The sequence below is a fragment of the Leifsonia sp. KNZ12-8B genome (assembly GCF_056755495.1).
In genome coordinates this window covers 1-14,834 of sequence record NZ_JBPGXM010000099.1, presented here as the reverse complement: position 1 = coordinate 14,834, position 14,834 = coordinate 1, and the positions used below count along the sequence as shown (strand labels likewise).

The following is a 14,834-nucleotide window of genomic DNA, read 5'->3' as shown; positions in this document are numbered from 1 at the left end:
CCCCCCCCCCCCCCACCCCCCCCCCCGCCCCCCCCCCCCGGCCCCCCCCCCCCCCCCCCCCCCCCGCGGCCCCCCCCCGGCGGGGGCTCTTCGTGTGAAGCGGTGTGCGCCTAGTTGCTGGTGGGGCGGCCGCGGCGGGCGCGGAGCTGGTTGAGGGCGTCCTCGAGCAGCTGCTCCGCCTCCTCCTCCGAGCGACGCTCCTTCACGTAGGCGAGGTGCGTCTTGTAGGGCTCGGTCTTGGCAACCGACGGCGGGTTCTCCTTGTCGCGGCCGGCCGGCAGACCCGTCGACGGCGAGTCGATGACCTCGGGGATCTCCTCCTCCGGGAGGTTCGCCGCGAAGTAGCGGACGGTCTCGTTGCCGAGCGCGTCCCAGTACGAGATGGCGATGCGGTCCGCGTGGAAACCGCGGTCCTGCTCGCCCATCGGGCCCGCACCGACGCGCGAACCTCGGATTGCACTTCCTCCGGATGCCATGCTTCTCCTTGCTGGTGCGCCGGTCAGGCGCTGAACTTGGTGATGAGCCCGAGGACGACGATGCAGACGATCCACACCAGTCCGAGCACGACCGTGATCCGGTTGAGGTTGCGCTCCGCCACCCCGGACGCGCCGAGGTTGGAGGTGACACCGCCGCCGAACATGTCGGACAGGCCGCCACCGCGACCCTTGTGCAACAGGATGAGGAGCGTCAGCAGGAGGCTGGTGATGCCCAGCAGCACCTGCAGGACGACCTGGAGAATCTGCACGAGTTACCTTTCGCAATGCGCCCCGACCGGCTCGGCCGGGCAAACCAACGTCCAGTATAACCGGCCCGGGCCGTTGCGGACGGACCGATCGGTCGACCGCCGTGTCCCCGGACCGGTTCTTACGCCGGTCCGGGGCCGGAATCAGAGGCCGACGTGCTTCTGGTAGCGGATGATCGCCGCGAACTCGGCGACGTCGAGGCTCGCGCCGCCGACGAGCGCGCCGTCGACGTTCGGCTCGCGCATGAAGCTCGCGATGTTGCCGGACTTGACCGAGCCGCCGTAGAGGATGCGGGTCTTCGCCGCGACGTCGTCGCCGAGCAGCTCGGCGATCGTCGACCGCAGCGCAGCCGCGACCTGCTCCGCCTGCTCGGGCGTCGCCGCCTGGCCGGAGCCGATCGCCCACACGGGCTCGTACGCGACCACGAAGTCGGCCGCGGAGCCGACCTGCGCGAGTGCGGCCTTCAGCTGGGCGACGGGCACCGCGCTGGCGCCGTGCGTCTCGAGGTCCTCGGCGGTCTCGCCCACGCAGATGATCGGGGCGATGTCGTGCTTGAGCGACGCCGCGACCTTCGCCGCGACCTGCTCGTCGGTCTCGCCGTGCAGCGTGCGCCGCTCGGAGTGGCCGATGATGACGTAGCGCGTCTCGAGCGCCTGCAGGAACGCGGCGGAGATCTCGCCGGTGTAGGCGCCTGACTCGTGCTCGGAGACGTCCTGCCCGCCGAAGGCGATCGGGAGCTTGTCGGCCGACACGAGCGTCTGCACGCTGCGCAGGTCGGTGAACGGCGGGAACACCGCCACCTCGACGGCGCTGAAGTCGTGGCCGGCGTCCTTCAACGTCCAGGCGAGCTTCTGCACCGTCGCGATGGCCTGGAGGTGGTCCAGGTTCATCTTCCAGTTGCCGGCGATGAGCGGCACGCGCCGCACCGAGGGGCTCACTGCTGCCATCCGAGGACCTCCAGACCCGGGAGGCGCTTGCCCTCGAGGAACTCGAGGCTCGCTCCGCCACCCGTCGAGATGTGACCGAACTGATCGTCCGAGAAGCCGAGCGCGCGGACCGCGGCGGCCGAGTCGCCGCCGCCGACGACGCCGAGGCCGTCGACCTCGGTGAGCGCCTGCGCGACGGCCTTGGTGCCGGCCGCGAACGGGGCCAGCTCGAACACGCCCATCGGGCCGTTCCAGAACACCGTGCGCGCGGCGCGGATGTACTCCGCGAACAGCTCGCCGGTCTCGGGTCCGATGTCGAGCCCCAGACCGGAGGCTCCCCAGTCGGTGTCCTCGATGGCGTCGATCGGACGCACCACGTGCTCCGCGTCGGCGCCGAACGTCGAGGCCACGACCACATCGCGGGGCAGGACGATCTCGACGCCGAGCTCCTCGGCCTTCGCCAGGTAGCCCTTCACGGTGTCGATCTGGTCCGCCTCGAGGAGGCTGGAGCCGACCTTGTGGCCCAGCGCCGCGAGGAAGGTGAACAGCATCCCGCCGCCGATGAGCAGCGAGTCGACGCGCGGGAGCAGGTGCCCGATCACGCCGAGCTTGTCGGACACCTTCGAACCGCCGAGCACGACCGCGTACGGCCGCTCGGGGTTCTCGGTGAGCCGGTCGAGCACGTCGAGCTCGGTCGCGATCAGGGTGCCCGCGGCGCTCGGAAGCGCCTTCGCGAGCTCGTACACGCTGGCCTGCTTGCGGTGGACGACGCCGAAGCCGTCGGACACGAACGCGTCGCCGAACGCGGCGAGCTTGGCCGCGAAGGCCTCGCGCTCGCCCTCGTCCTTGCTGGTCTCGCCCGGGTTGAACCGCAGGTTCTCGAGCAGGGCGACGTCGCCGTCGCCGAGACCGGCGACGGCCTCCTCCGCTCCCCCGCCCACGGTGTCGCGGGCGAAGGTGACCGGCTTGCCCAGCAGCTCCGAGAGCCGCTGGGCCACCGGCGCCAGGCTGTACTTCGCATCGGGGGCGCCCTCCGGGCGGCCCAGGTGCGAGATGACGACGACCTTCGCGCCCTGGTTGATCAGGGCGTTCAGGGTGGGAATCGACGCCCGCACACGGCCGTCGTCCGTGATCGCGCCGTCCTTCAGGGGGACGTTGAGATCACAGCGGACGACGACGCGCTTTCCGGCGAGCGAACCGAGTGAGTCGAGAGTGCGGAGCGTCACGTCGGTTCCCGCCCGTCAGAGACGCTCGGCGACGTACTCGGTCAGGTCGACGAGACGGTTGGAGTAGCCCCACTCGTTGTCGTACCAGCTCGAGAGCTTCACCTGGTCGCCGATGACGCGCAGCAGACCCGAGTCGAAGATCGAGGAGTGCGGGTCGGAGACGATGTCGCTGGAGACGATCTCGTCCTCGGTGTACTTGAGGATGCCCTTCAGCGGGCCCTCGGCGGCGGCCTTGTAGGCGGCCTTGATCTCGTCGACGGTGACCGGGCGCGAGGCCGTGACGGTCAGGTCGGTGATCGAGCCGGTGGGCACAGGCACGCGGAGCGCGAAGCCGTCGAGCTTGCCCTTGAGCTCCGGGAGGACCAGGCCGATCGCCTTGGCGGCGCCGGTCGAGGTCGGGACGATGTTGATCGCCGCGGCGCGGGCACGGCGCAGGTCGCTGTGCGGACCGTCCTGGAGGTTCTGGTCGGCGGTGTACGCGTGGACCGTGGTCATCAGGCCGCGCTCGATGCCGAACTCGTCGTTGAAGACCTTGGCGAGCGGCGCGAGGCAGTTCGTGGTGCACGACGCGTTGGAGATGATGTGGTGGTTCTCCGGGTCGTACAGGTGCTCGTTGACGCCCATCACGAAGGTGGCGTCCTCGTCGGTCGCCGGGGCGGAGATGAGGACCTTCTTGGCGCCGGCCTCGATGTGCTTGCGCGCGTCGGCGGCCTTGGTGAAGCGCCCGGTCGACTCGATGACGATGTCGACGCCCAGGTCGCCCCAGCCGAGGTTGGCGGGGTCGCGCTCTGCGAGGACCTTGATCGGCTTGCCGCCGACGACGATGTTGTCGCCGTCGAGCTCCACCGTGGCGTCGAGGCGGCCCGTGATGGAGTCGTACTTGAGCAGGTGGGCGAGGGTCTTGTTGTCGGTGAGGTCGTTCACCGCGACGACCTCGAGGTCGCTGCCCTTGGCGAGGGCCGCCCGCAGGTAGTTGCGACCAATGCGACCGAACCCGTTGATTCCGATCTTGACGGACACAGATGTCTCCAGTTGCGTGATGGGGCGCCGATGGCGCTGTATGGGTGGGTGGTGGATCACCGGACGGCGGCGTCCCGGGAGGGGTCCCTCCCGGGACGCCGCTCCTGGTTACGACAGTAGCAGCAGGCCCGAGGTCTTCTCACGCGCCTTCAGGAAGCGGTCCTGGACGTCTGCCCAGTTGGTGATGTTCCAGAATGCCTTGACGTAGTCGGCCTTCACGTTGACGTAGTCGAGGTAGAAGGCGTGCTCCCACATGTCGAGCAGGAGCAGCGGGACGGTGGCCGCGGCGAGGTTGCCCTGGTGGTCGTAGAGCTGCTCGATGATGAGCTTCTGGCCCAGCGAGTCCCAGGCGAGGATCGACCAGCCGGAGCCCTGGATGCCCAGCGCCGAGGCGGTGAAGTGGGCGCGGAACTTGTCGAACGAGCCGAAGAACTCGTCGATCGCCGCCGCGAGCTCGCCGGTCGGCTTGTCGCCGCCGTCCGGGGAGAGGTTGTTCCAGAACACGGTGTGGTTCACGTGACCCGCGAGGTTGAACGCGAGGTCCTTCTGCAGCTTGTTGACGTTGGCGAGGTCGTCCGCGTCGCGCGCCTCGGCGAGCTTCACGAGCGCGGTGTTGGCGCCGTCCACGTACGCCTTGTGGTGCTTGTCGTGGTGCAGCTCCATGATCCGACCGCTGATGTTCGGCTCGAGCGCCGAGTAGTCGTACGGAAGGTCAGCCAGCGTGTAGTCAGCCATTAACTCATCTCCTCTAATGGGTCCCGGCGCGAACGACTCCCGCCGGGAGCGACTTCTTCAGTCTAGTGACGGGCAACGCGGCCGGAGGGGGCTTGCTTCCCGGACGTTACACCTCGTCGAGATCGGCCGGGAGGTTCGCCTCCGTGCCGGGGATGCCGAGGTCGGTGGCGCGCTTGTCCGCCATCGCGAGGAGGCGGCGGATGCGGCCGGCGACGGCGTCCTTGGTCATCGGCGGGTCGGCGTGGTGGCCGAGCTCGTCGAGGCTGGCGTCGCGGTGCGCGAGGCGCAGGTCGCCCGCGTAGCGCAGGTGCTCCGGCACGTCGTCGCCGAGGATCTCGAGCGCGCGCTCCACGCGGGCGCACGCGGCGACGGCTGCCTGGGCGGACCGGCGGAGGTTGGCGTCGTCGAAGTTGACCAGGCGGTTCGCGGTGGCCCGCACCTCCCGGCGCTGGCGCAGCTCCTCCCAGTTGGCGACGGTCTGCGCCGCCCCCATCTGCACGAGCATGGCGCTGATCGCCTCGCCGTCGCGGATGACGACGCGGTGCACGCCCCGCACCTCGCGGGCCTTGGCGGGGATGCCGAGCCGGCCGGCGGCGCCGACGAGCGCCATCGCGGCCTCGTTGCCCGGGCAGGTGATCTCGAGGGCGGCGGAGCGGCCCGGATCGGTCAGCGAGCCGTGCGCGAGGAATGCCCCGCGCCACACGGCGGCCAGCTCCTCGCGGGAGCCGGTGGTGAGCCGGTTCGGGAGGCCGCGGATCGGCCGGCGGCGGGCGTCGAGGAGCCCGGTCTGCCTGGCCAGGGTCTCCCCGCCCTCCAGCACCCGCACGAGGTACTGGTTGGTGCGCCGGATGCCGGACGCCGAGATCACCGACACCTCGCTGCGCACGCCGTACAGCTCGGCCAGGTCTTTGCGGACGCGGCGGGCGAGCTCCGGGGTGTCCAGCTCGCTCTCGACGGCGATGCGTCCGCCGATCAGGTGGAGCCCGCCGGAGAAGCGGAGGATCGTCGCGAGCTCGGCCGCCCGCACGGTGGTCTTGCCGACCTCCACGCGGGTGAGCTCGTCCTTGACGTCGGCGGTGAGAGCCAATCGATGTCCTATCTGTGGGAACGGCGGAGGGTGGTCGCCGTGAAACGGTGGGCTGGCATCATTCACGGCCCAGGTCGCGGTGCTTGGTGTTCACCGCCAGTCCGGGGAAGCTGCGCAACCGGGCCGCGAGCTCTTCGGCTATCGCGACGGACCGGTGCTTTCCCCCGGTGCAGCCTATCGCGATCGTGGCGTGCCGCTTGTTCTCGCGCTGGTAGCCGCGGAAGATCGGGCGCAGCGCCGTGAGGTAGCCGGCGATGAACTCCTCGGCGCCGTTCTGCTCAAGCACGTAGTCGCGGACGACCTCGTCGAGGCCGGTGTGCGGGCGCAGCTCGGGGTTCCAGAACGGGTTCGGGAGGAAGCGCGCGTCGGCGACGAGGTCGGCGTCCGGCGGGAGGCCGTACTTGAAGCCGAAGCTCATGACCGTGAGCTGGACGTCGGCGGTGCCCTCCGAGGCGAACGTCTCGGTGATGTTCGTGGCCAGCTGGTGGATGTTGAGGTCGGAGGTGTCGACGATGATGTCGCTCGCCTCCCGGATCTCGCGCAGTCGCGCACGCTCCGCCGTGATGCCGTCGAGGATGGTGCCGTTGCCCTGCAGCGGGTGCGGCCGGCGCACCTGCTCGAACCGGCGCACGAGCACCGCGTCGGACGCCTCCAGGAACAGCACGCGCACCTGCGTGCCCTCGCGCAGGCTCTGGATCATCTCGCGCAGGTCGGCGAAGAAGTTGCGGCCGCGCACATCGACGACCGCGGCGATGCGCGGCAGCCCGGACTCGGCGCGGTTCGCCAGCTCGATCAGCGGGCGCAGCATCTGCGGCGGGAGGTTGTCGACCACGTACCAGTCGAGGTCCTCCAGCGCGTTCGCGACCGTCGAGCGGCCCGCACCGGACATGCCGGTGACGATGAGCACTTCCTGCTGTTCCGTGCCGGCGCGCTCGCTGTCGTCGGTCATGACTGGGTGCTCCTCGGGGGTCGCCTGGTGGTCCCTCCAGCCTACCGACTGGCGAGTCGCTCATGGACGGCCGCGGCGAGGGTCGGACCCACCCCGCGCACCTCCGCGATCTGCTCGGGCGTCGCCTGGCGCAGCTGCGCGACCGAGCCGAAGTGCTTGAGCAGCTCCTTCACGCGCGACGGCCCCAGGCCGGGGATCTCGCCCAGTACGCTCGTGATGTCGCGCTTGCGGCGGGCGCGCTGGTACGTGATCGCGAACCGGTGCGCCTCGTCGCGGAGGCGCTGGATGAGGAACAGCGCGTCGCTGTTGCGCGGCAGGATGACCGGGAAGTCCGAGTCGGGCAGCCAGATCTCCTCCAGCCGCTTGGCGATGCCGGCGAGCTGGATGCCCTGCACGCCCGACTCCTCCAGCGCCCGCTGGGCGGCGGCGACCTGCGGCTGCCCGCCGTCGACGATCAGCAGCTGCGGCGGGTAGGCGAACTTGCGGCGCCGCTTCTCGGCGGCCGACTCGGCCAGCTCGGCGTCGACGTCGATCGCGGGGTCGTCGCCGGAGGAATCGGTCGCGTCGGGACCGAACCCCCCGGGCGCGGCGTCGGCGTCCACGTCCGCGTCGCCGGCGGCGGCCTCCGGCTGGTCGCGGAGGTACGCGAGCCTGCGCGAGATCACCTGGTAGATCGACTCGGTGTCGTCGGTCGACTCGGGGATGCTGAACCGGCGGTACTGGTCCTTGCGCGGCAGGCCGTCCTCGAAGACGACCATCGAGGCGACGATGTTCGTGCCGCTGAGGTGCGAGACGTCGAAGCACTCCATCCGCAGCGGGGCCTCCGCCATCCCGAGGGCGTCCTGGATGTCGTTGAGCGCCTTCGACCGGGTGACGAAGTCGGAGCTGCGCCGGGTCTTGTAGAGCACGAGCGCGTTCTTCGCGTTCATCGCGACGGTCTGCGCGAGCGCGGCCTTGTCGCCGCGCTGGGCGACGCGCAGCTCGACCCGGCCGGCGAGCCGGCCGCGCGGAGCACCGGGGTCGCCGACCTCGCGGCGGCGGTCGGTGAGCCACTGCTCCAGCTCGGCGGCGTCCTCCGGCAGCTCGGGGACGAGGATCTCGCGCGGAGGCGCGTCCGGGCCCTCGTACGCGTTCTGCACCACGGTCTCCACGAGGTCGCCGAGCTCGACGTCGAGCTCCTTGTCGACCACCCAGCTGCGGACACCGCGGACGCGGCCGCCGCGGACGATGAACTGCTGCACCGCGGCGGCGAGCTCGTCGTGCGCGATGCCGAACACGTCGGCGTCCACGTTCTCGGTGAGGACGACCGCGCTCTTGCCCATCGCGCCCTCGAGCGCCTGGATCGCGTCGCGGTGCCGGGCGGCGGCCTCGTAGTCGAAGACGCTGGCCGCCTCCTGCATCCGCTGCGTCAGATCGCGGATGTAGGTGGTGTCGTTGCCGGCCATGAACGAGACGAAGTCGTCGGCCAGGCCGCGGTGCTCCTGCGGCGTGACCCGGCCGACGCAGGGCGCTGCGCACTTGCCGATGTCGCCGAGGAGGCACGGTCGCCCGGTCTGCTCGGCCCGCTTGTACACGCCGTCGGAGCAGCTGCGGACCGGGAAGGCCTTCAGCATCAGGTCGACCGTCTCGCGGATCGCCCACACCTTGGTATACGGACCGAAGTAGCGGGCGTCCTTGATGTCGCGGTTGCGCGTGATCATGACGCGCGGGATGGTGTCGCCCATCGTGACCGCCAGGTACGGGTACGTCTTGTCGTCCCGGAACTTGACGTTGAACGGCGGGTTGAACTCCTTGATCCAGGTGTACTCGAGCTGCAGCGCCTCGAACTCGCTGGCCACGACGGTCCACTCGACCGAGGAGGCCGTGGTGACCATGCGGCGCGTGCGCTCGTGGAGGCTGCGCAGCGGCTGGAAGTAGTTGCTCAGCCGCGCGCGCAGGTTCTTCGCCTTGCCCACGTAGAGCACGCGCCGGTTCTTGTCGCGGAAGCGGTAGACGCCCGGCTGCGTGGGGATCTCACCGGCCTTGGGCCGGTAGCTGACGGTGTCGGCCACGGCGCCCCTCAGGCTGCGCCCCGGGCGCTCTCCCCCTGGAGGATCTCCTTCAGGAAGTAGCCCGTGTGGCTGCCCGGGGTGTCGGCCACCTTCTCCGGCGTCCCGGTCGCGATGACCGTCCCGCCGCCGGCGCCGCCCTCGGGGCCCATGTCGATGATCCAGTCGGCCGACTTGATCACGTCGAGGTTGTGCTCGATGACGATCACCGTGTTGCCCTTGTCGAGCAGCCCGTTGAGCACCAGGAGGAGCTTGCGCACATCCTCGAAGTGGAGGCCGGTGGTCGGCTCGTCGAGCACGTAGACGCTGCGGCCGTTGGTGCGGCGCTGCAGCTCGGTCGCGAGCTTGACGCGCTGCGCCTCGCCGCCCGACAGCGTCGTGGCGCTCTGGCCGAGCCGCACGTAGCCGAGGCCGACGTCGACCAGCGTCTGCAGATAGCGGTGGATGGCCGAGATCGGCTTGAAGAACTCGGCCGCCTCGCTGATCGGCATGTCGAGCACCTCGGCGATGTTCTTGCCCTTGTAGTGCACGGCCAGGGTGTCGCGGTTGTACCGCGCTCCCCCGCAGACCTCGCACGCGACGTAGACGTCGGGCAGGAAGTTCATCTCGATCTTGATCGTGCCGTCGCCCGAGCACGCCTCGCAGCGCCCGCCCTTGACGTTGAAGCTGAACCGGCCCGGCAGGTAGCCGCGGGTCTTCGCCTCCGGCGTCTCCGCGAACAGGTTCCGGATGCGGTCGAAGACGCCGGTGTAGGTCGCCGGGTTCGACCGCGGGGTGCGGCCGATCGGCGCCTGGTCGACGTGCACGACCTTGTCGAGGTTCTCGAGGCCGGTGACCGTGCGGTGCTTGCCCGGCAGCTTGCGGGCGCCGTTGAGCTTGTTGGCGAGTACCCGGTACAGGATGTCGTTGACCAGCGAGGACTTGCCGGAGCCGGAGACGCCGGTGACCGCGACGAAGGTGCCGAGCGGGAAGTCGACCGTCACCTTCTTGAGGTTGTTGGCCTCCGCGTCGACGACCCGGATCATGCGCTTCTTGTCGATCGGGCGGCGCTTCTCGGGGATGGCGATCTCGCGGCGGCCGGCCAGGTAGTCGCCGGTCAGCGAGTCGGTGTTCTCGAGCAGCTCGTCGTACGAGCCGGAGTGCACCACGTGGCCGCCGTTGACGCCGGCGCCGGGGCCGATGTCGACGATCCAGTCGGCGGTGCGGATGGTGTCCTCGTCGTGCTCCACGACGATCAGCGTGTTGCCGAGGTCGCGCAGGGCGACCAGCGTGTCGATGAGCCGCCGGTTGTCGCGCTGGTGGAGGCCGATGCTCGGCTCGTCGAGCACGTACAGCACGCCGGTCAGGCCGGAGCCGATCTGCGTCGCCAGCCGGATGCGCTGCGCCTCGCCGCCGGACAGCGTCGCGGCCGCGCGGGCGAGGTCGAGATAGCTCAGGCCGACCTGGATGAGGAAGTCGAGGCGCACCTTGATCTCGCGGAGCACCTGGGCGCCGATGCGCGCCTCGCGCTCGGTGAGGTGCAGCTTCTCCATGAACGATCGGGCGTCGCTCAGGCTGAGCAGCGAGGCGTCGGCGATGCTCTTGCCGTGCACGAGCACCGAGAGCACCTCGGGCTTGAGCCGCTTGCCCTTGCAGACCGGGCACGGCACCTCGCGCAGGTACTCGGCCCAGCGGGCGCGCTGCGTGTCGGTCTCGGCCTGCAGGTACTGGCGCTCGATATACGGCACCACGCCCTCGAAGCCGGACGTGTAGCTCATCTCGCGGCCGTAGCGGTTCTTCCACCGCACCTTGACCTCGAAGTTGTCGCCGTGGAGGACGGCGTCGCGGACGTTCGCCGGCAGCTTGTTCCACGGGGTCTTCAACGAGAACTTGAGGTCGCGGGCGAGGCCGTCGAGCAGTTTCTCGTAGTACTGGAACAGGCCCTTGCCCTGCGTGGTCCAGGGGACGATGACGCCCTCGGCGATGCTGGCGGTGTCGTCGCCGAGGAGGAGATCCTCGTCGACCGCCATGCGCGTGCCGAGGCCGGAGCACTCGGGGCAGGCGCCGAACGGGGCGTTGAACGAGAAGGTGCGCGGCTCGATCTCGGTCAGCTGGATGGGGTGGCCGTTCGGGCAGGCGAGCTTCTCGCTGAACGACTGCCACGCCTCCGGACCCTCGCGGTCGACGTAGTTGACCTGGACGATGCCGTCCGTCAGGCGAAGGGCGGTCTCGAGCGAGTCCGTGAGCCGGGTGAGGATGTCGGGACCGGCGACCAGACGGTCGACGACCACCGAGATGTCGTGCTTGTACTGCTTCTTGAGCGTCGGCGGCTCGGAGAGCTGGATCTGCTCGCCGTCCACCAGGGCGCGCGAGTACCCGCTCGCCGCGAGCTCCTTGAAGAGGTCGACGAACTCGCCCTTCTTCTGCGAGATCACCGGGCTGACGACCATGTACCGGGTGCCGGCCTCCAGCTCCATCAGCTGGTCGGCGATCTGCTGCACCGTCTGGCGCTGGATGCGCTCACCGCACACCGGGCAGTGCGGAACGCCGATGCGCGCCCAGAGCAGGCGCATGTAGTCGTAGATCTCGGTGATCGTGCCGACGGTCGAGCGCGGGTTGCGGTTCGTCGACTTCTGGTCGATGGAGACGGCCGGGCTCAGGCCCTCGATGAAGTCGACGTCGGGACGGTCCACCTGGCCCAGGAACTGCCGCGCGTAGGCCGAGAGCGACTCGACGTACCGGCGCTGGCCCTCCGCGAAGATCGTGTCGAACGCGAGCGACGACTTGCCGGAGCCCGAGAGCCCGGTGAAGACGACGAGCGAGTCGCGCGGGATCTCGAGGTCGACGTTGTGGAGGTTGTGGACGCGTGCGCCGCGCACGCTCAGATGCGCGCCGGCCACGGACGACGTGTTCCCCAGACCGCTGGACATCTGACCGCTGGTGGTCATTTGGCGATTGCTGCTCACTCGTTCCATTCTCCGCTATTCCCCGTCGTCCCCCGGCGTGTGTTCGCCCACCGCGCACCGCGCAGCTCGAAACAATGTTCGATCCTATCGGACCCCGGCTGATGGTCGGCTGCGCGTGACAGCGCCTCCGGCGCGAGTCTAGAACCGACCACCGACATCCGGTTCCTCGGCCTCGCGCGCACCGCGCTCAGCGGGGCGGGCGGCGCAGCAGCGGGGCGGCGAGCACGGCGACCAGGCCGATCATCATCGCGCCGGAGACCATCGCGAGCTGCGGCAGCGGCGCCGACCGGTCGAGCAGCAGGAGCACCACCGCGACCGCCTGCACCGGGAGCTGGATGAGCGCGAAGCGGCGGAGGGTCGGCAGCAGCACCGCGGGCTGGAGGCGGGACGTCGCCGGCACCACGAGCATCCACGCGGCCATCAGATGCAGCGCGTGCAGGCCGGCGACGAGTGCGAGCACCCGCACCGAGAGGCCGCCACCCACCAGCAGCGACGAGAACGCGAGCATGCCGATCAGGACCCACGCCGTCATCCACCGCGGGATCGCGACGGAGACGCCGGCGAGGGCGGCGGCGATCGCGGTCCACGGGCGGTCGGGCACCCCGATCAGCGCGAGGCCGAGCGCGACGGCGACGAAGAGGACGCGCAGCGTCCAGCCGGGGACCGTGCGGACGCCGAGCTCCGGCGGCCGCGTCCCGGTCAGGCCGCTCATCGCCGCCTGCCCGGCGCGGCCAGCCGCCGCAGCCGCGCGGCGCGCTCGGCGGGATCCGCCCAGGCGACCAGCTCGGCCCCGGAGGCGGCGAGCTGCTCCAGGCGCAGCCTCCGCTCGACCTCGACCGCGCGCAGGGCCAGGCGCTCGCGGCCCGTCAGCTCGTGCGCATCCCGGGCCGGGAGCACGTCGACCGCGATCACCCGGTGACCGGAGGCGCGCCAGGTGAGGGCGAGGTCCACCGGCTGGTCGTCGAGGAAGGTCGACAGCAGATACACCAGCGCGCCCGGTGCGAGCCGCGGCGGACGCACCCGGTCGGACGGCAGACCGGTCGCGCGCGTCCGCTCGACCGCCCTCAGCACGCGCTCCCGATGCCGGGCTCCGGCGCGGGGCGGGACGACGCGGGAGGGCGCGGTCGCGTCGTCGAAGCCGACCCGGTCGCCCGCGGCGCTGTAGGCGCGGGCCAGAGCGCCGGCCGCCTCCCTGGCGAGGTCGAGCGATGAGACCGCCGGCCGAGGATGCGCGCGCGGCCAGTCGGCGACCAACGCGGTGACGTCGTCCCTGGCGTCGAGGACAAGCTGCACGGCCGCGTCGGACGTCGCGGTCGTGCGCCGCACGAACAGGTCGCCCTCCTGGCCCGCCCGCGCCGTCGCCCGCCAGTCGATGCGGCGCAGCCGGTCCCCCGGCCGGAACCGGTCGATGTCGCGGAACTCCCCGCCGTCACCCGGCCTGCTGGAGACGTGCTGTCCGGTGAGCCCCAGCAACCGCGTGGGCAGCGGCAGACTGCGCACCCGCGTCAGCGGAGGCCGCACCACCCGCTCGAGCCACGCCGGTCCTCCCGGTGCACCGGCCCACGTCGCGTCGGCGCCGATCACCCGCGCGGCCAGCCCGAGCAGGCGTTGCGGGCCCGAGTGGATGGCAGAGACCTCCACCGTCAGGCGCCCGGCCGCGCGCGGGGTCAGCAGCGCGTCGACGGCGGGGCGGTCGGCCGGCTCGACGCGCACCTGGAGCGCGTCGGCCCGGACGCTCGTTCGCGCCGAGCCCCGCACGGCGACCGCGCCGGTGGCGGCCGTCCGCCCGTCGTCGGCCTCGACCCGCACCTCCACGTCGACGGTGTCGGCGGGGGTGGTGGAGGTGGTGTCGGAGGACGTCTTGCCGGGCGTGCCGCCGGTTGCGTCGTCTGCGGTGCCGAGGGCTGACGCGGTGGGCCGGCGGTCCCAGCCGAGAGCCGCGGCGAGGAGGAGCGGCGCACCGACGAGGGCGGGCTCCAGCCGGGAGAGCACGAACGCCGCGATCAGGCAGATCAGGCCGACCACGACCGCTCCGGCGATCGCGGGGCTCAGCGTCCACGGGCCGCGGGAGGCGACGCGCGACCGGTCGGTCACCGGGGCGCCTCCGATGCGGCGGCCGATCGGCGTTCGCGCACGCCGACGGCGGGCGGCCCGGCGACCGTGTTGACCACCTCGGCGACGACCTGCTCGGCCGTGACCCCGCTCGTCCACGCCTGCACCGTCAGCGTCAGGCGGTGGGCGAGCACCGGGACGGCCACCTGCTTCACGTCGTCGGGGATGACGAAGTCGCGGCCGTCCAGGACCGCCAGCGCCCGGGCGACCAGGAGCAGCCCCTGCGATCCGCGCGGCGACGCGCCGACCTCCACCGACCGGTGCCGCCGCGTGCCCGCCGCCAGGTTCACGCAGTACGCGGCGATGTCCGGGTCGACGTCGACCGCCTCCACCCCGGCCTGCATCGCGAGCAGGGTCGCGGCGTCGGTCACCGGCTCGACCGTGGCCACCTCGTGCCGGCGGGCGACGCGGGCCAGCAGGATGCGCGACTCCCCCTCGACATCGGGATAGCCGACGCTCAGCCGCACCATGAACCGGTCCAGCTGCGCCTCCGGCAGCGCGTACGTGCCCTCCGACTCGATCGGGTTGGCCGTCGCGACGACATGGAAGGGGCGCGGGAGGGCGAAGCTGCGCCCCTCCACCGACACCTGTCCCTCGGCCATCGCCTCCAGCAGCGCCGACTGCGTCTTGGGCGAGGTGCGGTTGATCTCGTCGGCGAGGAACAGCCCGGTGAAGACCGGGCCGGGACGGAACTCGAAGTCGGCCTCCGCCAGCACGTAGACGAACGACCCGGTGATGTCGGACGGCAGCAGGTCGGGCGTGCACTGCAGCCGCCGGAAGTCGAGCCCGACCGCGGCGGCGATGCTGCGCGCGGCGAGGGTCTTGCCGAGACCGGGCACGTCCTCGAAGAGCACATGGCCGCCGGCCAGGAGGGTCGCGAGCGCGACGCGCAGCGGCTCCCGCATCCCGACGACGACGCTGCCGACGCGATCGAGCACGAGCCCGCCCAGCCGGGCGACCTCGGCGACCGAGAGCGCGGGCGCATCCGGCAGAAGCGGGGTGCCGGCGGTGTCGTCCGTGGGGCGGAGGTCAGCGGGCATGGC

Annotated in this window: 13 protein-coding genes; all 13 read right to left on the bottom strand. The window is 71.2% G+C overall.

Translation table 11 applies throughout. The features are described 5' to 3' along the window. Positions 1–110 precede the first annotated feature (110 nt). A complete protein-coding gene (locus ACR9ZG_RS13800) occupies positions 111–476 on the bottom strand; it encodes an RNA polymerase-binding protein RbpA (protein WP_301208410.1) in 366 nt (121 codons plus the stop codon). A gap of 23 nt (positions 477–499) precedes the next feature. Next, positions 500–745 (bottom strand): preprotein translocase subunit SecG, encoded by a 246-nt coding sequence (gene secG, locus ACR9ZG_RS13795; protein ID WP_301208409.1) that lies wholly within the window; start codon positions 743–745, stop codon positions 500–502. Between the two features lie 141 nt (positions 746–886). Further along, complete coding sequence (tpiA, locus tag ACR9ZG_RS13790; RefSeq protein WP_481285418.1) at positions 887–1,690, bottom strand: triose-phosphate isomerase; 804 nt, start codon at positions 1,688–1,690, stop codon at positions 887–889. Beyond that, a complete protein-coding gene (locus ACR9ZG_RS13785; protein ID WP_481285417.1) occupies positions 1,678–2,895 on the bottom strand; it encodes a phosphoglycerate kinase in 1,218 nt (405 codons plus the stop codon). Before ACR9ZG_RS13785 ends, tpiA begins: the two co-directional genes overlap by 13 nt. 15 nt (positions 2,896–2,910) lie before the next feature. Continuing rightward, positions 2,911–3,915 (bottom strand): type I glyceraldehyde-3-phosphate dehydrogenase, encoded by a 1,005-nt coding sequence (gene gap / locus ACR9ZG_RS13780; RefSeq protein ID WP_481285416.1) that lies wholly within the window; start codon positions 3,913–3,915, stop codon positions 2,911–2,913. Positions 3,916–4,023: 108 nt separating this feature from the next. Continuing rightward, positions 4,024–4,650 (bottom strand): superoxide dismutase, encoded by a 627-nt coding sequence (locus tag ACR9ZG_RS13775; RefSeq protein ID WP_481285415.1) that lies wholly within the window; start codon positions 4,648–4,650, stop codon positions 4,024–4,026. A 106-nt stretch (positions 4,651–4,756) separates the two neighbouring features. Then, positions 4,757–5,737 carry a DNA-binding protein WhiA gene (gene whiA / locus ACR9ZG_RS13770; RefSeq protein WP_481285414.1) on the bottom strand — a complete coding sequence of 327 codons (981 nt, stop codon included), beginning with the start codon at positions 5,735–5,737 and terminating at the stop codon, positions 4,757–4,759. Positions 5,738–5,795: 58 nt separating this feature from the next. Further along, positions 5,796–6,686, bottom strand: a complete 891-nt coding sequence (gene rapZ, locus ACR9ZG_RS13765) for an RNase adapter RapZ (RefSeq protein WP_481285413.1) — start codon at positions 6,684–6,686, stop codon at positions 5,796–5,798. Between the two features lie 41 nt (positions 6,687–6,727). Further along, on the bottom strand, positions 6,728–8,737 hold the full coding sequence (gene uvrC, locus ACR9ZG_RS13760) for an excinuclease ABC subunit UvrC (RefSeq protein WP_481285412.1): 2,010 nt from the start codon (positions 8,735–8,737) through the stop codon (positions 6,728–6,730). A gap of 8 nt (positions 8,738–8,745) precedes the next feature. After that, a complete protein-coding gene (uvrA, locus tag ACR9ZG_RS13755) occupies positions 8,746–11,643 on the bottom strand; it encodes an excinuclease ABC subunit UvrA (protein ID WP_481285420.1) in 2,898 nt (965 codons plus the stop codon). A 223-nt stretch (positions 11,644–11,866) separates the two neighbouring features. After that, positions 11,867–12,391 carry a hypothetical protein gene (locus ACR9ZG_RS13750; protein ID WP_481285411.1) on the bottom strand — a complete coding sequence of 175 codons (525 nt, stop codon included), beginning with the start codon at positions 12,389–12,391 and terminating at the stop codon, positions 11,867–11,869. Beyond that, entirely contained in the window at positions 12,388–13,773 is a 1,386-nt protein-coding gene (locus ACR9ZG_RS13745) for a DUF58 domain-containing protein (protein WP_481285410.1), read from the bottom strand. Before ACR9ZG_RS13745 ends, ACR9ZG_RS13750 begins: the two co-directional genes overlap by 4 nt. Continuing rightward, a complete protein-coding gene (locus ACR9ZG_RS13740) occupies positions 13,770–14,831 on the bottom strand; it encodes an AAA family ATPase (protein ID WP_481285419.1) in 1,062 nt (353 codons plus the stop codon). The genes ACR9ZG_RS13745 and ACR9ZG_RS13740 overlap by 4 nt, the downstream gene beginning before the upstream one ends. Between the last annotated feature and the right edge of the window lie 3 nt (positions 14,832–14,834).

Bases quoted from the DNA above. Each gene is read 5' to 3' on its own strand.
- ACR9ZG_RS13800 (WP_301208410.1), bottom strand. From the start codon at position 476: ATGGCATCCGGAGGAAGTGCAATCCGAGGTTCGCGCGTCGGTGCGGGC.
- tpiA (WP_481285418.1), bottom strand. From the start codon at position 1,690: ATGGCAGCAGTGAGCCCCTCGGTGCGGCGCGTGCCGCTCATCGCCGGC.
- ACR9ZG_RS13775 (WP_481285415.1), bottom strand. From the start codon at position 4,650: ATGGCTGACTACACGCTGGCTGACCTTCCGTACGACTACTCGGCGCTC.
- rapZ (WP_481285413.1), bottom strand. From the start codon at position 6,686: ATGACCGACGACAGCGAGCGCGCCGGCACGGAACAGCAGGAAGTGCTC.
- uvrA (WP_481285420.1), bottom strand. From the start codon at position 11,643: ATGTCCAGCGGTCTGGGGAACACGTCGTCCGTGGCCGGCGCGCATCTG.
- ACR9ZG_RS13750 (WP_481285411.1), bottom strand. From the start codon at position 12,391: ATGAGCGGCCTGACCGGGACGCGGCCGCCGGAGCTCGGCGTCCGCACG.
- ACR9ZG_RS13740 (WP_481285419.1), bottom strand. From the start codon at position 14,831: ATGCCCGCTGACCTCCGCCCCACGGACGACACCGCCGGCACCCCGCTT.